The organism is Methylomonas koyamae (genome assembly GCF_019669905.1).
Classification (GTDB): Bacteria; Pseudomonadota; Gammaproteobacteria; order Methylococcales; family Methylomonadaceae; genus Methylomonas; species Methylomonas koyamae.
This window is the reverse complement of sequence record NZ_AP019777.1, coordinates 208,236-229,947: the sequence shown is the minus strand read 5'-3', so window position 1 is coordinate 229,947 and position 21,712 is coordinate 208,236. Positions and strand designations below refer to the sequence as shown.

At 59.4% G+C, this 21,712-nt stretch carries 15 protein-coding genes; 12 read left to right on the top strand and 3 right to left on the bottom strand.

From position 1 onward, the window contains the following. From MKFW12EY_RS01075 to MKFW12EY_RS01050, 6 genes are all read left to right on the top strand, one after another. Nucleotides 1-2,223, top strand: coding sequence for a TonB-dependent receptor (locus MKFW12EY_RS01075; RefSeq protein ID WP_245006402.1), 2,223 nt, complete (start codon nt 1-3; stop codon nt 2,221-2,223). Between the two features lie 10 nt (nt 2,224-2,233). Beyond that, nucleotides 2,234-3,331: a HupE/UreJ family protein gene (locus tag MKFW12EY_RS01070; RefSeq protein WP_221053854.1), complete on the top strand. Its 1,098-nt coding sequence runs from the start codon at nt 2,234-2,236 to the stop codon at nt 3,329-3,331. Between the two features lie 217 nt (nt 3,332-3,548). After that, nucleotides 3,549-4,154: a MotA/TolQ/ExbB proton channel family protein gene (locus tag MKFW12EY_RS01065; RefSeq protein ID WP_054761940.1), complete on the top strand. Its 606-nt coding sequence runs from the start codon at nt 3,549-3,551 to the stop codon at nt 4,152-4,154. Continuing rightward, on the top strand, nt 4,132-4,467 hold the full coding sequence (locus MKFW12EY_RS01060) for a DUF2149 domain-containing protein (RefSeq protein WP_054761954.1): 336 nt from the start codon (nt 4,132-4,134) through the stop codon (nt 4,465-4,467). Before MKFW12EY_RS01065 ends, MKFW12EY_RS01060 begins: the two co-directional genes overlap by 23 nt. Beyond that, nucleotides 4,454-8,419: a cobaltochelatase subunit CobN gene (locus tag MKFW12EY_RS01055; RefSeq protein ID WP_221053853.1), complete on the top strand. Its 3,966-nt coding sequence runs from the start codon at nt 4,454-4,456 to the stop codon at nt 8,417-8,419. The genes MKFW12EY_RS01060 and MKFW12EY_RS01055 overlap by 14 nt, the downstream gene beginning before the upstream one ends. A 183-nt stretch (nt 8,420-8,602) precedes the next feature. Then, on the top strand, nt 8,603-10,927 hold the full coding sequence (locus MKFW12EY_RS01050) for a TonB-dependent receptor (RefSeq protein ID WP_157199398.1): 2,325 nt from the start codon (nt 8,603-8,605) through the stop codon (nt 10,925-10,927). Nucleotides 10,928-11,023: 96 nt separating this feature from the next. Here the strand turns inward: MKFW12EY_RS01050 and MKFW12EY_RS01045 are convergent, their stop codons facing one another. The 3 genes from MKFW12EY_RS01045 to MKFW12EY_RS01035 all read right to left on the bottom strand — a co-directional run bounded on the left by MKFW12EY_RS01045 (nt 11,024) and on the right by MKFW12EY_RS01035 (nt 14,193). Next, complete coding sequence (locus tag MKFW12EY_RS01045; RefSeq protein WP_221053852.1) at nt 11,024-11,458, bottom strand: hypothetical protein; 435 nt, start codon at nt 11,456-11,458, stop codon at nt 11,024-11,026. 177 nt (nt 11,459-11,635) lie between these two features. Continuing rightward, on the bottom strand, nt 11,636-12,619 hold the full coding sequence (locus tag MKFW12EY_RS01040) for a zinc-dependent alcohol dehydrogenase family protein (protein ID WP_221053851.1): 984 nt from the start codon (nt 12,617-12,619) through the stop codon (nt 11,636-11,638). A gap of 2 nt (nt 12,620-12,621) precedes the next feature. After that, nucleotides 12,622-14,193 (bottom strand): bifunctional aminoglycoside phosphotransferase/ATP-binding protein, encoded by a 1,572-nt coding sequence (locus tag MKFW12EY_RS01035; protein WP_221053850.1) that lies wholly within the window; start codon nt 14,191-14,193, stop codon nt 12,622-12,624. A 258-nt stretch (nt 14,194-14,451) separates the two neighbouring features. Here MKFW12EY_RS01035 and MKFW12EY_RS01030 point away from each other — a divergent pair, with 258 nt between their 5' ends. The 6 genes from MKFW12EY_RS01030 (at nt 14,452) to MKFW12EY_RS01005 (ending at nt 21,696) form a co-directional block, all read left to right on the top strand. Beyond that, nucleotides 14,452-15,279, top strand: coding sequence for an undecaprenyl-diphosphate phosphatase (locus MKFW12EY_RS01030; RefSeq protein ID WP_221053849.1), 828 nt, complete (start codon nt 14,452-14,454; stop codon nt 15,277-15,279). A gap of 61 nt (nt 15,280-15,340) precedes the next feature. Continuing rightward, complete coding sequence (locus MKFW12EY_RS01025) at nt 15,341-16,315, top strand: calcium/sodium antiporter (protein ID WP_054763364.1); 975 nt, start codon at nt 15,341-15,343, stop codon at nt 16,313-16,315. A 2-nt stretch (nt 16,316-16,317) separates the two neighbouring features. Then, entirely contained in the window at nt 16,318-18,984 is a 2,667-nt protein-coding gene (locus MKFW12EY_RS01020; RefSeq protein ID WP_221053848.1) for an MMPL family transporter, read from the top strand. A 95-nt stretch (nt 18,985-19,079) separates the two neighbouring features. Further along, nucleotides 19,080-19,925, top strand: coding sequence for a flagellar motor stator protein MotA (gene motA / locus MKFW12EY_RS01015; protein ID WP_064020133.1), 846 nt, complete (start codon nt 19,080-19,082; stop codon nt 19,923-19,925). 13 nt (nt 19,926-19,938) lie between these two features. Beyond that, complete coding sequence (motB, locus tag MKFW12EY_RS01010; RefSeq protein ID WP_221053847.1) at nt 19,939-20,898, top strand: flagellar motor protein MotB; 960 nt, start codon at nt 19,939-19,941, stop codon at nt 20,896-20,898. Between the two features lie 27 nt (nt 20,899-20,925). Further along, nucleotides 20,926-21,696 (top strand): hypothetical protein, encoded by a 771-nt coding sequence (locus MKFW12EY_RS01005; protein WP_221053846.1) that lies wholly within the window; start codon nt 20,926-20,928, stop codon nt 21,694-21,696. The last annotated feature ends 16 nt before the right edge of the window (nt 21,697-21,712 follow it).

Below are 21,712 nucleotides of genomic sequence, written 5' to 3'. Positions count from 1 at the left end.
ATGTACCGACCACGCTCTGCCCGGCGCGCCGCGCTGTTCCCGAAAACCCTGTTGGCCGTCGGCCTGGAAGTTGCCCTCGGTTTGGCTTGGGCCGACGCAATGGCCGAGCCGGCGCCGGAAACGACCGATACCGCAATCGTGGCCGCAGCCGAAGATGTCAAGCCGGCAACTAAAGCCGCCAACAAAGGCAAAAAATCGGAAAAGTCCGAAGAACTGGAAGCCGTGCAAGTCGAGGAAGACGGCCGCGGCAAAAATCTGATCGGCATCGCCGGCTCGGCCTCGCAAGGCGAGGTCAGCCAGAAGCAATTCGAAAACCGGCCGTTCTCGCGCAACGGCGAACTGGTCGAAGTCGTGCCCGGCGCGATCGCGACCCAGCACAGCGGCTCCGGCAAGGCCAACCAATACTTCCTGCGCGGCTTCAACCTGGACCACGGTACCGACTTCACCACCTTCGTCGACGGCATTCCGATGAACATGACCACCCACGCCCACGGCCAGGGTTACATGGACATCAACAGCATCATTCCCGAGTTGGTGAAAAAGGTCGAATACGGCAAGGGTCCGTATTACGCCGAGGTCGGCGACTTCTCGGCCGCCGGTTACGCCAAGATGTTCACGATGGACAAACTGGATCAGGGCATTTTGAAATTCACCGCCGGCTCGTTCGATTACTACCGTACTCTGGTCGCCAATTCGATGAAAGTCGGCGACGGCGATTTACTCTATGCCGGCGAATTCAACCTGTACGACGGCGTCTGGCAAGTGCCGGAAGACTCGAAGAAATTCAACGGCCAGTTGCGTTACACGCTGGGCGGCGACGATTGGGGCTTATCGATCAACGGTAAGGCCTACACCAACAGCTGGACCGCCACCAACCAGATTCCGCAGGCGGCAATCGACAACGGCAGCCTCGGACTTTACGGCTCCATGGACCCGACCGACGGCGGTAAAACCAATCGCTACAGCCTGTCCGGCAGCTTCTGGAACCAAGGCGACAATTGGAAAAACGACGCCAATATCTATGCGCTGTATACCGACCTGGACCTGTATTCCAATTTCAGCGGCTTTACCCGCGGTGCCGGCGGCGACCAGATTCTGCAAACCGAACAACGGGTACAGACCGGCGGCCATTTCGAGCATACCCGTTACAACAAATTGTTCGGTTTCGAGATGGATAACAGCGTCGGCCTGCAATTCCGCAACGACCAGATCATGGGCCTGGGGCTTTACGAAACCGAGGCGAGGCGGATTATGAACACCGTCAGCCGCAGCAACGTCGGCGTGACCACGGTCGGCACTTATTTCAAAAACACCACCCATTGGCACGACAAGGTGCGCACCATCGCCGGTTTGCGCGGCGATTTCATCAACAACGACGTCGAGGTGCTGGACAACCGTAACCAAGACCCGGCAATCAACGCCGCCAACTCCGGCAGCCGCGGCAAGGTTATGGTCAGCCCGAAAATCAGCTTGGTTTTGGGGCCGTGGGCGGATACCGAGTTTTTCTTTAACGCCGGTTACGGTTACCACTCCAACGATGCGCGCGGCACCACGTTGCAAGCCAATCCGAACGATGGCAGTCCGGTGGATGCGGCCGCCGCTCGGATACGCCCTGCCGCCTGGTCGCGCGGCGGCGAGGCCGGCATCCGCAGCAATTACGTGCCGGGCCTGAACAGCACCTTCGCGCTGTGGTGGCTGGAATCCAGCCAGGAGCTGGTGTTCGTCGGCGACGAAGGCACTACCGACGTCACAGGCAAATCGCACCGTTACGGCGTCGAACTGACCAACTACTACAAACCGTTCGACTGGCTGACGCTGGATGCCGACTTTGCGCTGACCACCGCCAAATACGCCGACAGCAATCTGTACATCCCGAACTCGGTAGGCCGCGTGGTGTCCACCGGCGCCACTATCGAAGCTCCGAACGGCTTGTTCGGCTCGATTCGCTTGCGTCACTTCGGCCGGGTCTATCTGGACCGCGATCCGAACACCAACGTCGATTATTGGTCCGGCGACACCAACATCGTCAACCTCAGCGCGGGCTACAAACAGAAACGTTATAAATTCGAGATCGACGTATTCAACATCCTCGGTTCGCAAAGCAACGACATCGCCTATGCCTACGAGTCGGCATATCCGAACGGTTCTGCCAACCAGTTCGGCCTGTTGAAGCATCCGGTCGAGCCGCGCATGTTCCGCGGCACGATAACGATCAATTTCTGAGGTCGGCGACATGGCAATTCGAATTACGGCTTCCCGGCTGCCACTGTTACTGCTGGCGTTGGCCGCCGGGCGCGCCCACGCCCACCCGCCCGGACTCAGTTCGCTGGATCTGGCGCTAAAACCGGACCATATCGAGGCAACTGCCACGTTTGCGTTGCAGGATATCGAAGCCTTCGTACCGATGGACAGCGATCTGGACGCCGAAGTTAGCGACGCCGAGCGCGAAGCGGCCAAACCCGCCATCGCCAAACTGCTGGCCGAACAGTTGCGTATCAGCGCAGACGGCACCGAGCTGCAGAGCCAGCCCGGCCAGGCCAGTTTCGACGGCCGCAACAACGCTCAAGTGCAGATGGTTTATCCGGCCGCGGCGCAGCGGCAGTTACGGCTGCAATCCGGCTTTCTGGGATTGCTGCCGGACGGCCACCAGCAATATCTGACGGTGCGCGACGCCGCCGGCAAAACCCTGGCCGAAAAAATGTTGGGCCGCAACGACGACCAACTCGACCTGACGCTCGCCGCCGCCGCGGACTCGGCAGCCCCCCAAGCTGCGTTCGCGGCGTTCGGCGACTTTTTCAAGTTGGGCATCGAGCATATCCTGACCGGCTACGACCACCTGCTGTTCCTGTTCGCATTGCTGGCGGTAACGCATAGTTTGTGGCCGGCGTTGAAGATCATCACCTTCTTCACCATCGCCCACTCCATCACTTTGGCCTGCGCCGGTTTGCGGCTGGTCGAATTGCCCGGCAGTTTCGTCGAACCGTTCATCGCCGCAACGATCATCTACGTTGGCCTCGAAAACATTATCCGTGGCGACCATCCCAAGGGCCGGCATTGGCTGACCTTCGGCTTCGGTTTGATCCACGGCTTCGGCTTCGCCGGCGTGTTGCAGGAAATGAACATCTCGGCGGCCGACAGCGGGATTTTAGTGCCGCTGCTGGCGTTCAACTTAGGGATAGAAAGTGGACAGATTGCCGTCGCGGCCTTGGTCCTGCCGCTGATCTGGTGGTTGAACAGCCAGGTCGCAACCGCCGCCCGGTTTTTGAAGGGCGGCTCGGTCGCGGTCAGTTTGATGGGCGCCTTCTGGCTGGTGGAGCGAACCATGTTGTAACCGGCGCCGACCGGCGGCAGCGTTTTAGTCCGCCGAAAGTTTTACTTACCCGGCGCCTTGCGGCCGGGACCGATTTCCGATCCGAAAAAAAGGCTGTTACCAGCCTGGGATGGCTATTGCCTGCGATTTGGCACAGGCAAACGCCGACCGGTTGATAACGAATTGAATTTAAAAAGTTTTATTACAACAACTACAAAAATGCTTGAGGAGGAAGGCCGTGGAACTTACCCACTTATTAGAAACCATTCTGTACCAAATTTCGTCATCGTTATACCTGCCGGTATTGCTGATCGTCACAGCGTTGGCGGCCTATTCGGTCTACGCCAGCGGCCGATTGCTGCAGGAATGGCTGGATAGACGCCAGGCCGGTTCGCGTACCGTGCGCCTGTTCAGTCTGGATCTGGCGGTGACGCTGGGTAAAAAGAACCGTTCCGAAGCGCCGCTGGACGTGGAGCTGGAGCTGTTGCTGCAAACACACGAGCACCGGCAATTGGTCAAGCTCGACCAAATCCGTTTTGTCATCAAACTCGGTCCGGCACTGGGTCTGATGGGCACCTTGATTCCGATGGGCATTTCGCTGGCGGCTTTGGCGCAAGGCAATATTCCCAGCATGGCTAGCAGCATGGTCACCGCCTTTACCGCCACCGTGACCGGCCTGGGCTGCAGCGTGATCGCCTACATGGTGGCGTTGGTGCGCGAGCAATGGTTGCGTGCCGATTTTGCGGCGATGCGCCATCAAGCCGAACTGGCCGCGAGCCGGGTATTGGATGTGCAGGATTTGGCAATCGAGGAGGACGGCCATGCGCTATCTGAGACGCTCTAATCTGCACCGAAACAGCGAGCCGTTGGAAGATCCGATCGCCGGCGTCGCCAACCTGTTCGACGCCAGCGTGGTGTTCATCGTCAGCATGATGGTGGCCTTGTTCATGGCCTACAACATGATGGATTTGATGAACCCGGAATCGACGGTGACGATGACCAAGCAGAACGCAGACGGCACGATGGAAATCGTCAGCAAGAAAGGCTCGCAAATCAAGGTATCCAAAGTCACCGACCGCAAGCTCAGCGGTTCCGGCGAGCGTTTGGGCACCGCGTACCGGTTGAACGACGGCAAGGTGGTTTATGTACCTGAATAAATACTGGGCTTGGCTGCTGACCCTGCTGCTATGGGTAGCGGCCGGCTCGGCCGCAGCCGAAACGCCGCTCAATCTAAGCCTGATCCTCGGCGACCTGGATTCGCAAACCGCCGTCGCGGCCACCGTCAAACTGCAAAACGACCCATTATTGCAAGGCGTCAAGTTACGGGTGTATTCCAGCTCCAAGCTGGCGCAAGCCGACCAGACCGAGCTGCAACAGTCCAATCTGGTATTGGCGCAAATCACCGGCCGCAGCATTCTGCGCGAAGGCGGCGAGGTGTTTAAACAGATCGCCGCGCGCGGCGGCAAGCTGTATGCGGTGGGTTTGAGTTACGACGCCGATTTCGCCGACTACGGCCTGCAACTGGATAAAGACCTGCAAGCCTATATGTCGGCAGGCGGCGCCGACAATGCCGCCAACATGATCCGATTGGCCTTGGTCAAATTCAAAAACGTCCAGGCCAACATCGCACCGCCGCAAGCCCAGCCGGAGATCGGCGCCTTCGACGTGCGCAGCAAGCAATTGTTCGCCGACTTCGACAGCTACCAAAAAGCCTACGCCGGTTATAAAGCCGGCCAGCCCTGGATCGCGATTTTGTTTTACCGCTCATCGGCTTTGTCCGGCCAGACCGATACCGTAAAAACGCTGGCCGAACAATTGGAAGCCAAGGGCTACAACGTGCTGCCGGTATTCGGCTATCCCTACGACAAGACGCTGGAAAAAATGCTGGTCGACGGTAACGGCAAGTCCCGCGTCGAGGCCATTGCAGCACTGGCCTTGAAAATCGGCGCGAGTCCTGACAAGACCGTTCCCACACTGACGCGCTTGGGCGTGCCGGTGCTGAACGGTATCGCCTTGAACAGCCAAAGCCAGGCGCAATGGAGCGAATCCGCCACCGGTCTGGATGTGATGGAACGGGCCTGGCAAGTGGCATTGCCGGAATTCGCCGGCGAAATCGCGCCGACCGTAGTCGCCAGCAAGGAAAGCATGCACGATAAAGCCACCGGCCAGGATTTCGTCCGCGAAGTGCCTATCCCGGAACGCATCGCCCGCTACGCCGACCGTCTGGACAAATGGGCCAAGTTGCGCCATACCGCCAACGCCGACAAAAAGGTCGCGCTGCTGTATTACAACTACCCGCCAGGCAAGGAAAATATCGGCGCCTCGTATTTGAACGTTCTGCCTGAATCGCTGCTGAACATCATGCAGCGCATGCGCCAGGAGGGGTACCAATTGGGTGACGCGCCGACCGACGGCGCAGCGTTGAAAGCCGCCGTGAAGAACCACGGCATCAATCTGGGTAACTGGGAGCCGGGCGCGGTTGCCGAGGCCGCCGCCAGCGGCCGCGCAGTGTTGCTGCCGATTACCGATTACCAAAAATGGTTCGACGCACTGCCGGAAACGTTTAAAACCGCGATGTTGAAAGCTTGGGGCAAGCCGGAAGACAGCAAAATCGGCGCCTGGACCGACAACAAAGGCCAGCGCTTTTTGATCCTGCCGGCCCTGCAATACGGCAATCTGTTGCTGGCACCGCAACCGTCGCGCGGCTGGGAGCAAGACGTCAAAAAGCTGTACCACGACGTGAGCATGCCGCCACATCATCAATACGTCGCGTTTTATCTGTGGTTGCAAAAGGGCTACCGCGCCGACGCGATGATTCATCTCGGCACCCACGCCACCCACGAATGGCTGTCCGGTAAGGAAGTCGGTTTTACCGCCGCCGATCCCGGCGAGATTTTGATGGCCGACGTGCCGCAAATTTACCCCTATATCATGGACGACGTCGGCGAAGCCTTGCAGGCCAAGCGCCGGGCGATGGCGACCATTATTTCGCATATGACGCCACCGCTGGACAAGGCCGACTTGAATCCGGAACTGGCCAAACTAGCCGGTTTATTGGACGACTACAACGTCGCCGCGCAGAAAAGCGAACAACTGGCCAAGATCAGGCTGGACGAGATCAACCAGATCGCTGCCAAAGCCGGGTTGTTGAAAGACCTGAAAATGGAACGCGCCGAAACCGGCGATCAGTTGGAAGAACTGGAGCATTACCTAAAGGAAATCCGGGAGAAAAAGGTGCCGATGGGTTTGCATACCTTCGGCAAGGCGCCGGATGAAGCGGTTAGACAGCGTTTCGCCGAAGCCATCGTTGCCCGCGCTCCCAAGCTAAAAGGCGAGGCGCTGAAACAAAACGTCCAGGCCACGTCCAAGCTGATCGGCGATAGCGCCAACGCCGAAATGAACGCACTGATCGATGCGCTGGCCGGCCGCTACATCCCGGCTGGCAGCGGCGGCGATCCATTGCGCAACCCGGACGCCTTGCCAACCGGCAAGGACTTGTACGGCTTCGATCCGTCGCGGATTCCCAGCGAGGCGGTTTACAACGAAGGCGCGCGCTTGGCCGAGCAAGTGGTCGCCGATTTCAAAAAGCAGCACGGCCACTACCCGGAACGCTTGGTGTTCAATCTGTGGGGCGTGGAGAGCTCGCGCCATGAAGGCGTGATGGAAGCTGAAATCATGCATCTGCTCGGCGTCAAACCGCATTGGGACGAACGCGGCCGCACTCAGGGCGTGGACGTGATCGCCCGAGACAAACTGGGCCGGCCCCGGGTCGATGTCACCATCATTCCGTCCGGCTTGTACCGGGATTTGTTTGCGTCTGTCATCAAGCTGCTGGATCAGGCCGAAACCAAGGCTCAGGAACAGGACGAGCCGGATAATCCGTTGCGCCGGCATATCCAGGAAACCCAGGCCGAATTGGTCAAACGCGGCTTGAAGCCCGAAGAAGCGCTGGATATGGCTTCGGCGCGCTTGTTCAGCGTGCCATCGGGTGCTTACGGCACCAATCTGGATCGGGCGATTCCGCTGTCCAACACTTGGACCGACGAAAAACAACTGGCCGACGTGTTCTTCAATCGCATGCACCACGTCTACGGCCGCGGCCATTGGGGCGAAGCTGCCAGTAAGGACGCGACGTTGGCGGTGGACTTGTTCAAATTGTCGTTGAAAGGCACCGACGCGGTGATCCACAGCCGCTCCAGCAACGTCTACGCCACGCTGGACGGCGACGACTTCTTCCAATATCTGGGCGGCACCGCGATGGCGGCAAGACAGGTCAACGGCAAGACGCCGGAAGTGCTAGTCGCCGATCTGGCCGATCCTACCGCCGCTAAAACCATGAGTCTGGAGCGCTACCAGGGCCGGGAAATGCAAAGCCGCTACCTGAACCCGAAGTGGATAGAGTCGATGTTGAAGGAAGGTTACGCCGGCGCCCGCTTCATCAACATGGTTGCGGAAAACCTGTGGGGTTGGCAGGTGACGGTGCCGGAAGCGGTCGGCGCCGAGAAATGGCAAGCCATGTACGAAACCTACGTCGAGGACAAATACCAGCTAGACATCCAGAAAAAGTTCGAGCAGGCCGACAACCTGCTGGCCTATCAAGCCATGGTGGACAGAATGCTGGTGGCGATCAACAAGGGTTACTGGCAGGCCGATCCGGCGGTGAAAGCCAAATTGGAACAGGTCAATCAGGAAGTGATCGCCAAGGCCGGCGTGGCTTGCAACAAGGATACCTGTAGCAGTCCGGAGATCACCAAACTGGCAGAGCAACAGGATGCGGCCAAGGCTGCCAAAGCCGCCGCGCCGGGCGCACAAGCCCAGCCACCGGCAGCCGCCGCCGCTCAACCACCGCAGGCAAGTCAGAGTCAGCAACCGCCACCCGCTCAACAGCCGGCTCAAGCTCAAGCCCAAGCCGCGCCGAACGCCAACCAGCCGCTTGAAGGCTACGAGATGGAAGAGAAGAAAGTCGCCAACGACAAAGGCGAGCAGCAACAGGCGCTGAGCCCGGAACAGAACTGGTGGCTGTTGCTCAGCGTGCTGGCCTTGTTCGCGGCCGGTTACTGGCGCGGCTACCTGGAGCGCAAGCAAGCCGAGGCCAAAGCCGGCGAGTGATGGCCGATTGAGCGCGACGGTGGCAGGCAAAGTTTGCCGCCGTCGCGCCGGCCAGGGCCGGCACAAACTTTCGAAAATCGGTGCATCAATACGGCAAAACCCGCATTCGATGTAAGAAGAATTAAATATTATTCCGACAAAATACGCGCAAACCACGCGATAAGGACACAGGAGGAACTGAAATTGTCTCGTTTAAATAGCATGGCTGTTCTGGCGTTGGCCGGACTGATTCAAAGCCAAGCGGCTTGGGCCGTGGACGCCGAGGCGGATAACGCTGCCGAAACCCAACAGAAGGACAAAACCAAGGACAGCGAAGAAACGCTGGGAGCAACGCTGGTGACCGCTACCCGCTCGGAAATGCAGGCAGCGTTGGCGCCGGCCAACGTCAGCGTGATTACCGCCGACAACACCGAAAACCGTCTGGTGCAGCGCATCGGCGATGCGTTGAAGGACATCCCCGGCGTCTACCTGCGCGGCAGCGCCTACGGCACCAGCTTTCCCGGCTCCAGCGTCGCCTCGTCCAGTTTTCACGGCGTCAGCGGCGCCAACCGTTCGCTGTATCTGGTGGACGGCCTGCCGGTCAACACCGGCAGCAACGGCAACGTCGACTGGAACATCATGAACATGGACGACGCCCAGCAGGTGGAGTACGTGCCGGGGCCGTTCTCGGCCTTATACGGCAGCGGGGCGATGGGCGGCGTGCTGAACGTGATTTCGAAGGTGCCGACCAAGCGCGAAGGCCGGCTCAGCATCGGCGCCGGCGGCGCGGCAGTCGAGCAATGGGGCATCAAAGGCCGTTACCGCGACCGCTTCGAAAACGGTCTGGGCATTTCGTTGACGTTCAACCACATGGATAGCGACAACTGGGCGGTGTCCGACTACGTGACGGTAGCGACCGCGTCCGGCGCGGCGACGACGCCGGTCCTGGGTGCGATCCCGACCACGACCAACCAGGGCGAACGCCGTTTCATCGTCGGCGATAAAGGCCGCCGGCCCTGGGAGCAAAACAATGCCTCGCTGCATTTGTACTACGACCTGACGCCGCAAACCCAAATCGACGGCGGCATGGCCTGGAGCCGCAGCGAAGTCAGCGATACCGGCAGCTACAACAGTTATTTGACCAGGACCGACGGTACGCCGCTGGCCATCGGCGTCGGCTCGTCCGGCAACGTCGGCAATAACCTAAATGTGGGCGGCGCCCGGCTGAACGTCTACGAACAGTTGTTTCTGCATTCCTTGCCGTCGATCGAAGACACCCGCCGTTATTTCGGCCACCTGAAACACGACTTCGGCCACGACATCAAACTGAATATCGATTTTCAGTACATGCAGCACGAAACCTACTCGCCGTTCGCCAACGCCGCCTCGGATTCGCTGACCGGCGGCACCGGCCAGTTGACGGTGACGCCGAGCAACCGGATCGACGCCAACGTCGCCTTGCGCTTTCCGTTTCTGTGGGAGCAACGCAACTTCCTGACCGTCGGTTTCGGCGCCAACCACAGCGAGCTGGAAGGCCAATCGCGTTATGCGCTGGGCAACTGGCGCAACTGGGATTCGACGACCGCCCGCACCGCGCTGGGTAAAGGCGAATCCAGCATTTATTCGGCCTATTTACAAGACGAATTATGGATCTTGCCGAATCTGATCGCTCACCTGGGCGTGCGTTACGACGACTGGTCCACTTCCGGCATGAACCAGAGCACCAGCCCGTCCTTTACCCGCATCTACCAGGAGCGTTCGGTCGGCCAATTCAACCCCAAGTTCAGCCTGACCTGGCTGCCGGCCGACGGCTATAAGCTGTTCGCATCGACCGGCTGGGCCTTTCGGCCGCCGACCAACTTCGAGTTGTACGGCAATACCCAGACCTCGAGCGTAATTACCGAGCCGAATCCTGGTTTGTCGCCGGAAACCATGCATTCCTGGGAAGTCGGCGGCGAAGCGACGCCGATTGCCGGTACCACAATTGCGGCCAGCTATTTCCACCACTACATCAGCGACCTGATTTACGCGAAAAGCGGTATACCGACCGGCGCGCTGCAAACCCTGACCGAACGCCAGAATGCCGGCAAGGCCGAAGTGGAAGGCGTGGAAGTCAAGTTGCGGCAAAAACTGTATTGGGATTGGCTGCACTTTAACGGCACTTACACGCTGAACGATTCGGTCATCACCGAAAACACCGCCAATCCCTTGATCGTCGGCAAACAAATGGTGCAATTGCCGGAAACCATGTTCAGCGGCGGCTTGGACATCAAATACGAGCAATGGAGCGGCGGCATTATCGGCCGTTACGTCAGCCAGCCGTTCTTCAACGACCAGAACCTGGACCAGGTTACCGGCGTACCGGGCAGTTACGATCCGTATTTCCTGGTCGATACCCGCATCGCCTACCAGGCCACGAAAAACATCGACCTTTCGTTTTCGGTCAACAATCTGCTGGACCGGGAATATTCGGCGTTTTACCTGCAAGCGGGGCGGACGGTGTATGGGGAGATTTCATATAGCTTCTGAGCGCCGGCGCTAGCGCTCCAGCCCGATAAAAAAAGCCCGCCAGGTACCGGAACCTGGCGGGCTTTTTTTGGCGTTGTCCGACTTTAGTTATTCGGTTCAGTCGGTCAAACCGCCGACGCCTTCCACCGACCAGTTTTCGAAATCGGCGGCGCCTGAGGTGTCGTCGCCCTTTTCGTACTGAATCCGGCAAGCGTAGTGGCGCAATACCGCCGGGCTATCCTTGCCGCTAATTTCGACGTCGGCATTGACGATGTATTCGTAATTACCCAAGCTCCAGGCGTTGGTCGGCTGCGCGGCGAACGCCAGGTTTTGGTCTTCCTCCGCATTTTTCTTGATGAAGTTGTTGCAATGGCTGAAGGCCATCGCGGTCATGTCGGTGCTGACCGACATCGGATTGGCGGCGTCTTTGCTTTCCACCAAAAATAGGTCGGATGCGGCGATGTCGTACATGAAGGGCAGGAAGAACTTGATTTGGATGGCAAGCAGACCGGCCAGACAGACGGCGAATATTATAATTTTCTTTTTGTTCATGGCTTAGGGTGGTGTTTTATAGGGTGTTTTTTCTTTGGATCGGCAGCGATTCTAACAAAGATCGCCTAGGCTAGGAAATGCCGGCCCGCGAAAGCTAATTTACCTCGATTTGGCCGATGTCCAAGCGGCGGCGCGAGGAATTTCCTTTTTGCGTCAAACGGATAAAGGCGGCCGTCATCAGGGGATCAACACCGCCGCGCCCTGGATTTGGCCGTTTTTCAATTGGGCCAGGGCCTGGTTGGCGTCGGCCAACGCGAAAGTCCGGACATGGGTTTTCAGCGGCGCTTGCCCGGCAATCGCCAGAAACGCTTCGCCGTCCTGGCGGGTCAGGTTGGCAACCGAACGCACGCTGCGTTCGCCCCACAAGATCGAATAGGGAAAGGCCGGAATCTCGCTCATATGGATGCCGGCGCAAACCACAGTACCGCCTTTCGCGACGTGGCGCAGCGCTTGCGGCACCAATGCCCCGACCGGGGCGAACAGGATCGCCGCATCCATCGCCCGCGGCGGCGGTTGGCTTGAATCGCCGGCCCACTCGGCGCCGAGTTGCCGGGCAAAATCCTGGCCGGCACTATCGCCGGGTTTAGTGAAGGCAAATATGCGCCGCCCTTGCCAGACCGCAACCTGGGCAATGATGTGGGCGGCTGCGCCGAAGCCGTAGATGCCGAGAGTTTCGGCGCTGCCGGCGGCGACTAACGCGCGGTAGCCGATCAGGCCGGCACAGAGCAACGGCGCGGCTTCGGCGTCGCCGTATCGCTCCGGCAGCGCGAAGCAGTAATCCTGATCGGCGACCGCGTATTCGGCGTAACCGCCGTCCAGCGTGTAGCCGGTGAAACCGGGCGCCTCGCACAGGTTTTCCCGTTGGCTCAGGCAATACCGGCATCTGCCGCAGGTATGGCCCAGCCACGGCACGCCGACGCGCTGGCCGAGGGCGAAACGCTGGGCCAGGCCGCCCTTGGCGACCACTTCGCCGACGATTTCGTGGCCGGGTATCAGCGGCAACTTGGCTTGGTCCAGCTCGCCGTCGGCCACGTGCAGATCGGTGCGGCAGACGCCGCAAGCGCGGACTTTCAATAACACTTGCTTGGCCGCCGGTGCCGGCAAGGTGCAGTCGGCCAGGCGCAACGGCGCCCCGGCGCGGTCCAGAATCATCGCTTTCATGGTCAATCTCCCAACGCGGCCAATTCCGCCAATTGCCGCCAGAACGGACGACTATCGTCCGTCGCCGCCGGCTCGGCATCGTTATCGAATTGCAAACAGCTCGACATTTCGTCGGCCTGCAACGGTTCCAGATTCCGGCTGGCGTGTTCCAGAACCTCCAGACCGGCTTCGGACGCGTCGTTGCCGGCGGCCTGACGCTCGCTTATCCGCCGGCGCAAGGTCGCGGGCTCGGCCCGGACCGCCACCAGCGCGAAACCGGCACCGAGCTGTGCCGCCAGTTCCCGAAACGGCCGGCGCTGGTCGTATTGCAGAAACGCGGCATCGACGATCACGCCGAAGCCGTCGGCCAGCAAGCCGCGGCTCAATTCCAACAATCGGCCGTAAGTTTGTCGGCTGGCGTCGGCCTGGTAGATGCCGCCGCCGGTTGCGGAAAGGCTGGATGCCAGCGGACTCAGGCCGAACAGGCGTTTGCGCTCGACGTCGGAGCGCAGCCGAATCAAGCCGTAGCGTTCCAGCAGCAATTGGGCGACGTGGCTTTTGCCGCAGCCGGGTAGGCCATGCATCAAAATCAGCACCGGCTTGCGCCGCGCCAAACCGGCCACGGCTTGCTCCAGATAGGCCAAACACTCGCACTTGGCCGCCGGGTCGCCGGTTTGCGCCAGGCGAAAGCCGGCGACCTTGGCCCGTACCGCCGCCCGATAACTCAGGTAAAACCGCAGCAGCCCCAGGCCGGCATAATCGCCGCTGGATTCCAGGTAGCCATTCAGAAAGCGGTAGGCCAAATCGCCGCGGCCGCGCTGCAGCAAGTCCATCACCAGAAAGGCGGCATCGTTGATCGTGTCGATCCAGCGCAGTTCCGGCGCAAACTCGATGGCGTCGAACGGAACCGGCCGGCCGCGCAACAATACGATATTGCCCAGGTGCAGATCGCCGTGGCATTCGCGGATACGGCCTTGCTGGCGGCGGTCGGCGATCAGGGCCGCGCAGGCAGCGTATTCGGTTTCGCAGGCGGTTTCCAGCCGGTCGAGCATCGGCAAATCCGCAGATTCGAGTAATGCTCTTAATTGCCGGAAATTCTGCCTGGCCGGCGCCATTACCTGGGCCGGCGTGCCGTAAATCGAGTCGGCAGCCGCGGCCGGCAGCGCGGCATGGAAGCCGGCGACGGTTTGCGCCAGCAGATCGATATGCCGCGGCTGCAGGCCGTGGCGGCCGAACAGGTGGTCCAGCGTGTTGGCGACCGGGAAGCGGCGCATTTTCACGGCATATTCGATGGCCGGTCCGGCGCCGATTTCCGGCCGTTCGGCCGTGCCGCCGATGCTTACCGTTGCCAGGTACAGCGACGGTGCCAGGCGCCGATTCAGCCGCAGTTCTTCGTCGCAGAAAAAACGCCGTTTTTGCAGGTCGCTGAAATCCAGGAAACCAAGATCGACCGGCTTCTTGATTTTGTAAGCGTAACGGCCGGACAGCAACACCCAGGAGATATGGGTCTCCAGCACTTCGACCTTGCTTACCGGGTGCGGGTAGCGGCCCGGATCGCGCAGGGCTTGGATTAGCGGCGGATAAGTTGCGGTCATTGCGGAATATCTCCGGGAGCTGCAGCGGGTTACGGCCGATTCTGCCAGATCGGAGGAATCGGGGCAAAACCGATTGCGCCGCCGGACTTGCGCCGTATTTGCTTGAACTACAGCGGCTAAAGTTACGGGATTATTGAGTTTTCGACTATAATCCCGCCCCGTTTACGTGGCTTTTGCTGCGGCTGCAACGGCTTGGTTGTGCCGCATCGTCTGCCGATCCCAACCCCCGTGCCGGCTGGCACTCAGCGCTGACTCAATATGGATATCTCAATACTCGTCAAATCCCTGATCCTCGGTATCGTCGAAGGCTTGACCGAATTCCTGCCCATTTCCAGCACCGGCCACTTGATTCTGGCCGGCGATTTGCTGAATTTTAACGACGACAAGGCCAAGCTGTTTACCATCGTGATTCAGGTCGGCGCGATCCTGGCCATTTGCTGGGAATACCGGGCCAAGATCGGTTCGGTGCTGAGCGGCCTGACCACCGAACGCCAGGCGCAGAAGTTCGTGTTGAATCTGGCCATCGCCTTCGTGCCGTTGGCGGCGTTGGGACTGTTGTTCGGCAAAATCCTGAAGGCGACGCTATTCAAGCCGGTGCCGGTGGCGCTGGCCTTCATTGTCGGCGCCTTCATTATTATTTGGGCCGAAAAGCGCGAGCACAAAATCCGGGTCGAAAACGTCGACGACTTGTCGGCGCTGGATGCGTTGAAACTGGGAATTGCCCAGGCCTTCGCGCTGATTCCGGGCATGTCGCGTTCCGGTTCGACCATTATCGGCGGCTTGCTGTTCGGCTTGTCGCGCAAAGCGGCCACCGAGTTTTCGTTCTTTCTGGCGATTCCGACCCTGGTGGTGGCCAGCGCCTACGATTTGTACAAACACCGCGATTTGCTGCAAGCCGATAACGACGCGTTGTCGTTTGCGATCGGCCTGGCCGCCGCCTTCGTCAGCGCGCTGGTGGCGGTGAAAGGCTTGCTGCGCTACATCAGCCACCACGATTTCATTATTTTCGCCTGGTACCGGATTGTGTTCGGTGTCGTCGTGCTGGCCACGGCCTATAGCGGCGTGGTGCAGTGGACCGTGGATTGAGGTTTTCCGCCACGGGTTCGGCAGGTTTGGTTTTTTGATCTTTAACAGTGAAGGGTAGTTTATGGCGTTGCCGTTGTTGATGATAGTCATCGGTCTGGTGGTATTGGTTTGGAGTGCCGATATTTTTGTGGAAGGCGCCGCGGCGATTGCGCGTTTCCTGGGCATGTCGCCGTTATTGATCGGTATGGTAGTCATCGGTTTCGGGACCTCGGCGCCGGAATTGACGGTATCGGCACTGTCGGCCTGGCAAGGCAGTCCCGGTATCGCCTTGGGTAACGCCTACGGTTCCAACATCACCAACATCGCCTTGATTCTGGGCACGGTGGCCTTGATCAGCCCCATCGTGGTCCACTCGCAAATCGTCAAGAAGGAGTTGCCGGTATTGATGGGCGTGACCGTGTTCGCCTTCGGCCAGTTGTACGACGGCAGCTTGTCCAGAACCGATGCCTTGCTGGAACTGGCGGTGTTTGCCGGCGTGATGACCTGGATGGTGCGCCAGGGCTTGAAACAAAAGGCCGACGTGTTGGCCGCAGAGGTCGAAGAGGAATTGGAAGAACACCGCATGTCGTTTGCCCAGGCCACGATCTGGCTAGTCAGCGGTTTGTTGCTGTTGATGATCAGTTCCCGGCTGCTGGTGTGGGGCGCGGTGACGATTGCACAAAACCTCGGCGTCAGCGATTTGGTCATCGGTTTGACCATCGTCGCCATCGGTACCTCGCTGCCGGAATTGGCTTCGTCGATAGCGGCGGCCCGCAAAGGCGAACACGACCTGGCCCTGGGCAACATCATCGGCTCCAATTTGTTCAATACGCTGGCCGTGGTCGGTTTGGCCGGCGCGATCCATCCGATGTCGATTCCGCTGGAAATCGTAAACCGCGATTGGCCGTTGATGGCCATGCTGACCGCCTCGCTGTTTGCGCTGGGTTACGCCGGCAAACGCGAACAAGGCCGGATCAACCGGGTCGAAGGCGGCATCCTGTTGGCGGTTTACGCCGCTTACACACTGTATTTGATCAACACCGTGGTGAGCGCGTAAACATGTCTTTGGAAAACCGTTTGGGGCATTTCGCCTACCGCTGGGGCAACTGGTTGTTGTACTCCCCGACCCTGGTGTTGCTGGCTTCGGTGCTGCTGGCCTATTGGGCGGTGCAGTACACCGGCAACCACTTGACCGTGAATACCGATACCGCCGAATTGATCGCGCCGGATGCGCCGTTTCAACAAAACCGGCGCAAGTTCGAGCAACAGTTCGGCCAGGAAGTGCACACGTTGTTGCTGGTGATCGAATCGTCAAGTCCGGAATTGACCAAAGCCGCGGCGCGGCGCCTGAGCCGGGAGTTACGGGCCGATACCGAACATTTCACCAAGGTCTACCGGCCCGACGAAAACGAATTCTTTCAACGCAACGGCCTGCTTTATTTGGATGCCGACAAATTGCAGGATTTTTCGATCACGCTGGCGCAAGCCCAGCCTTTCATCGGCCGAATTTCGCAGGACCCGAGCCTGAACGGTTTTTTCTCGATCTTCGAGGACGCGCTGAACGCCGAAACCAAGACCGAGGAAGTGCCTATCGATTTGATGTCGCTGATCGACAAGGTCAGCGATTCGCTGCACAAGACGCTGAACGGCGAGACCGATTTGCTGTCCTGGCAAAAATTAATCGCCGAAAACAAGATCAGCGAAGAGCAGTCCGACAAAGCCTTTATTTTCGTCACGCCTAAATTCGATTTCAGCCAAATCCTGCCGGTCGAGCCGGCAATCAACGTCATCCGCCACGCCGCCAACAAAATCCAGGACCCGAACATGCCGGCCGTCAAAGTCTGGATTACCGGCGAAGTCGGTTTGGAGCACGACGAAATGGCCGGCATGAGCGAAGGCACCTTCACCGCCAGTATTTTCTCGGTGATATTGGTCTGCGGCATTTTGCTGGTGGCCTACCGCTCCTGGCTGCTGATGTTGGCGACGCTGCTGACGCTGGCGCTGGGCATGGTGTTTTGCGGCCTGTTCGCTTCGGTGGCGGTGAAACAGTTGAACCTGATTTCGGTCGCCTTCGCCGTGTCCAACATCGGTTTGGGCGTCGAATACGCGATCCACTTCTGCTTGCGTTACCGGGACAATCTGGATTTGCACGGCAGCGATAAAAGTAAGGCGATCCGCTCGGCCCTGCTGGCCACCAGCCCGTCATTGATTTTATGCGCCGGCACCACCTCGATCGGCCTGTACGCATTCATCCCGACCGATTACCAAGGCATCTCCGAACTGGGTTTATTGGCCGGTACCAGTTTATTCATCTGCCTGTTCGTCACGCTGACGGTGCTGCCGGTGCTGCTAAAAGTGCTGCCGAACCCGCCCTACCACAATCTGCACGGCGAGCAGCCCGGCGCCTCGAAATTGTCGCTGGCCCTGGCCCACTTTACGCTGCACTACGCCAAGCCGATTTCGTTTCTGACCTTGGTCGGTGCGGTCGTGGCGATTTACTTCGTGTTCCAGGTCAAGACCGATTTCAATCCGCTGAATCTGCGCGATCCGCATACCGAATCGGTCATCGCCTTCAAGGAACTGATGAAGGAGCGGGACACCTCGCCGATGACGTTGACGGTACTGGTCAAGAGCGAGACCGAAGCCAAGGCCATGCAAAGCAAACTGGCGGCATTGCCGACGGTCGATAAGACGGTCAGCCTGTTCGATTTCGTCCCGGAAGACCAGGAAGAAAAATTGGGCGTGATCGACGATATGGCGCTGGCGCTGGGGCCGCAGAGCCAGTCGTTTCCGCAACTGAAAAGCGGCGTCGATCCGTTGCCGGCCATCAAGCGCATGATTGCGGCAATCGACGCCAATCTGCCGAAGAAAACCAAGCCGGCCGACATCCAATCACTGACCCGCTTCAAGCAGGAACTGCTCGACGTGCAACTGGAACTGGAAGCGCGGATGCAGCCGGACCGCGGCGTCTTCATCGAGAAAATCCAAACCTCGTTGCTCGGCACGCTGCCGACCGTGATGAACGAATTGCTGACCGGTTTCCATGCCGCGGAAATCGTACCGGAAAGCATTCCGGACGAGATCAGGGAACGCTGGCTGAGTAAGGACGGCCTGTACCGGATACAGATTTTCCCGAAACAGGATTTGAACGACCTGAGCAATTTGCAGCGTTTCATCGTCGACGTGCAGGCGGTAGCGCCGAACGCGACCGATTTGCCGGTCATGTATTGGGAGTCGATGAAGGCCGTGATCGGCGCCTTCCAGGAAGCGATCATCATTGCGCTGGTGGCAATTGCGCTGTTGCTGATGTTCATCCGCCGCAGCGTGGTCGATACGCTGTTGGTGATGGCGCCGCTGGTTCTGGCCGGTTTGTTTACGATGGCGACCACGGTCTTCACCGGCACGCCGATCAATTTCGCCAATATCATCGCCCTGCCTTTATTAATGGGCCTGGGTGTCGATAACGGGATCCATATGGTGGAAAAACTGCACCACTCCTTGTCGGAAGAACAAAATATTTACCAATCCAGCACCGCACGCGGCATGTTTTACGGCGCATTGACTACAATTTCCAGCTTCGTCGGCCTGGCGTTTTCGCCGCACCAGGGGATTTCCAGCATGGGTTTGGTCATTACGATCGGCATTTTCTGGATTATGACCTGCACCTTTATCGTGTTGCCGGCGATCAGTAAATTAGTGCTGAAAAAGGCCGACCGCTTGGCCTAAGCGCAAGCCCGGCCAAGCTGGGCTAGACTTAGCCGGTCGCGGCCGGCCGTTGGGCGCCGGCCAATTCGATTTAACTTTTTGTTGTAGAGGCAACCATGTTTGTAATCATCGGTTATGTGGTCATTTTGGGCTGCGTGTTGGGCGGCTTCCTAATGGCGGGCGGGCATTTGGGCGTACTTTGGCAGCCGGTGGAGGTATTGATCATCGTCGGCGCGGCACTGGGCTCATTTTTCGCCAGTAACACCATGAGCACCATCAAGGGCGCGGTTGCCGGCGGTATGGGCACCTTGAAGGGCAGCCGCTTCACCAAGGAATACTACCTAGAACTGTTGATGAGCTTTAACGCGCTGAGCCAGAAGGCCAGGAAGGAAGGCTTGCTGTCGCTGGAAAAGGTGGTCGACGACCCGGAAGGCAGTTCCATCTTCGGCGAAAAGATCGTCCACGACCACCATCTGATGGAATTCATCTGCGACAAACTGCGTTTGATCCTGACCGGGGTCGACGTCAATCAGCTCGAAGACATCATGGACGCCGAAATCGAAGTGCACCATGCCGACGGCCACGCGCCGATCAAAGCCGTGCAGCGGATCGCCGACGGCATGCCGGCGTTCGGTATCGTCGCGGCGGTAATGGGCGTGGTGCACACGATGGAATCGGTCGGGATTCCGCCGGCCGAACTGGGTAAATTGATCGCCGCGGCGCTGGTCGGTACCTTCCTCGGTATTCTGGTGTCTTACGGTTTCGTCGCGCCGGTGGCGGCGGTGATGGAAGATCGGCTGGAGGAAGAGGCCGGTTCCTACCGTTGCGCGCAGAAAGGCTTGCTGAACTGCGCCAAGGGGACTTCGCCAGCCATGACCGTCGAGTTCATGCGCACCACGATCCCCCACCACACCCGGCCTACCTTTACCGAGCTGGAAGAAGCCTTGAAGGCCGGTAAATAAGAGGTAAGCGAGCATGGCCGAACAACCGATTATCATCAAGAAAATCAAGAAAAAAGGCGGGCACGGCCACCACGGCGGCGCCTGGAAAATTGCCTATGCCGACTTCGTCACGGCGATGATGGCCTTTTTCTTGTTGATGTGGCTGCTCGGCACGACCGACGAAAAAACCAAAAAAGGCATCTCCGAATATTTCCAGAATCCGTTCGGCGTAGCGATTACCACCGGTAGCGGCGAAGGCACCGGCGACCGCACCAACATCATCCAGGCCGGCGGCCAGGACTTGAAGTCGCTGGACGAAGGCCAGGTGCACCAAGGCGAAGCGCCGCAGGCGGAACCGACGCCGGAAGATATCCAAAAAATGGCCGAAGCCCAGGAAAAGAAGAAGCTGGAAGAATTGCAGGAAAAGATCGAGGAGATGTTGGACGCCAATGCCAAGCTCAGCGAATACAAGGATCAGATCAAACTCGAATCGACGCCGGAAGGTTTGAAAATCCAGATCGTCGACGCCCAAAACCGGCCGATGTTCAAGTTGGCCAGTTCCGGCATCGAGAGTTACGCTCAAGCCATTCTGCGCGAGCTGGCACCGGTGATCAACGAATTGCCGAACAAGGTATCGATCAACGGCCATACCGATGCGCTGCCGTTTCCGAGCAACCGCACCGGTTATTCCAACTGGGAATTGTCCAGCGACCGCGCGAATGTCGCCCGCCGCGAATTGAACCAGGGCGGCCTGAGCGACGACAAGGTATTGCGCGTGGTCGGTCTGGCGTCGAGCATCCCGTATAAAACCGAGAATCCGAACGATCCGATGAACCGGCGCATCTCGATTGTGGTGATGAACAAGAAAACCGAAAACCAGGTGCTGCACGACGGCGCCGATCCGACCGCCTCCGAGGCGGCGCCGAGCCTGCCCAGCGTGTCGCCGGCAGTGCAGCAAAACATCAAAGTCACCGGCCAACCGGCCGCGCATTAGCCGCTTCCCCCACCCGCGCCGAACCCCGTGCAATTGCTGAAAGCGGCGCTCAGCCAATTGCTGGCGCTGACCGGCGTCTGGTTGGCGCTGCGCGGCTGGCCGGGGGTATTCGATCCGCGCTGGGCGCCGGTGCTGCAAGCGGCCGGCGCCGCGTTGTTATCCCGCCTGTTACGGCAACCGTTGTGGTGGTTGCCTATCCATCTGTCGTTTTTCCCGGCCGTGTTGTTCGCGATCAGCCTGCAGTTGCCGGCCTGGGCTTATCTGGGGGCGGGCTTGCTGATGGCCTTGGTATTTTGGGGCACGGTCGGCGGCGACGTACCGCTGTTTTTATCCTCTCCGGCGGTGGCCGCGGCCTTGCAGGAAATTGCGGTGCGGGAACGGGCCGAGTCGTTTATCGATCTCGGCGCCGGCGTCGCCAGCGTGGCGGCGCCTTTGGCCGCGGCGATGCCCGGCTTGCAGGTCACGGCGCTGGAACGGGCGCCGTTGCCGTATCTGCTGGCCCGTTGGCGTTGCCGGAACTTGACTAATGCCGCCGTCGCCGGCGGCAGCTTCTGGGATTGCAATTTGGGCCGGTTCGATCTGGTGTTTGCCTTCCTGTCGCCGGCGGTGATGCCGCGTCTGGGCCGGAAACTGGAGCGGGAAATGCGGCCCGGCAGCCTGTTCGTGTCGTCGTCGTTTCCGCTACCCGGTTGGCCGCTCAGCGCCGAAATCCGCTTGGCGGACCGGCGCGGCACCCGTTTGTACTGTTACCGGATCGGCGATCAGCGTTGCCAAGCCAACGCCGGCCTTCCGGGATAAGCCGATAACCGCACCG

What these genes read in the sequence shown, in the direction of transcription:
- MKFW12EY_RS01030 (WP_221053849.1), top strand. Translation starts at nt 14,452, where the DNA reads ATGGATATCTCAATACTCGTCAAATCCCTGATCCTCGGTATCGTCGAA.
- MKFW12EY_RS01040 (WP_221053851.1), bottom strand. Translation starts at nt 12,619, where the DNA reads ATGAAAGCGATGATTCTGGACCGCGCCGGGGCGCCGTTGCGCCTGGCC.
- MKFW12EY_RS01020 (WP_221053848.1), top strand. Translation starts at nt 16,318, where the DNA reads ATGTCTTTGGAAAACCGTTTGGGGCATTTCGCCTACCGCTGGGGCAAC.
- MKFW12EY_RS01045 (WP_221053852.1), bottom strand. Translation starts at nt 11,458, where the DNA reads ATGAACAAAAAGAAAATTATAATATTCGCCGTCTGTCTGGCCGGTCTG.
- MKFW12EY_RS01025 (WP_054763364.1), top strand. Translation starts at nt 15,341, where the DNA reads ATGGCGTTGCCGTTGTTGATGATAGTCATCGGTCTGGTGGTATTGGTT.
- MKFW12EY_RS01055 (WP_221053853.1), top strand. Translation starts at nt 4,454, where the DNA reads ATGTACCTGAATAAATACTGGGCTTGGCTGCTGACCCTGCTGCTATGG.
- MKFW12EY_RS01060 (WP_054761954.1), top strand. Translation starts at nt 4,132, where the DNA reads ATGCGCTATCTGAGACGCTCTAATCTGCACCGAAACAGCGAGCCGTTG.
- motA (WP_064020133.1), top strand. Translation starts at nt 19,080, where the DNA reads ATGTTTGTAATCATCGGTTATGTGGTCATTTTGGGCTGCGTGTTGGGC.
- motB (WP_221053847.1), top strand. Translation starts at nt 19,939, where the DNA reads ATGGCCGAACAACCGATTATCATCAAGAAAATCAAGAAAAAAGGCGGG.
- MKFW12EY_RS01075 (WP_245006402.1), top strand. Translation starts at nt 1, where the DNA reads ATGTACCGACCACGCTCTGCCCGGCGCGCCGCGCTGTTCCCGAAAACC.
- MKFW12EY_RS01070 (WP_221053854.1), top strand. Translation starts at nt 2,234, where the DNA reads ATGGCAATTCGAATTACGGCTTCCCGGCTGCCACTGTTACTGCTGGCG.
- MKFW12EY_RS01035 (WP_221053850.1), bottom strand. Translation starts at nt 14,193, where the DNA reads ATGACCGCAACTTATCCGCCGCTAATCCAAGCCCTGCGCGATCCGGGC.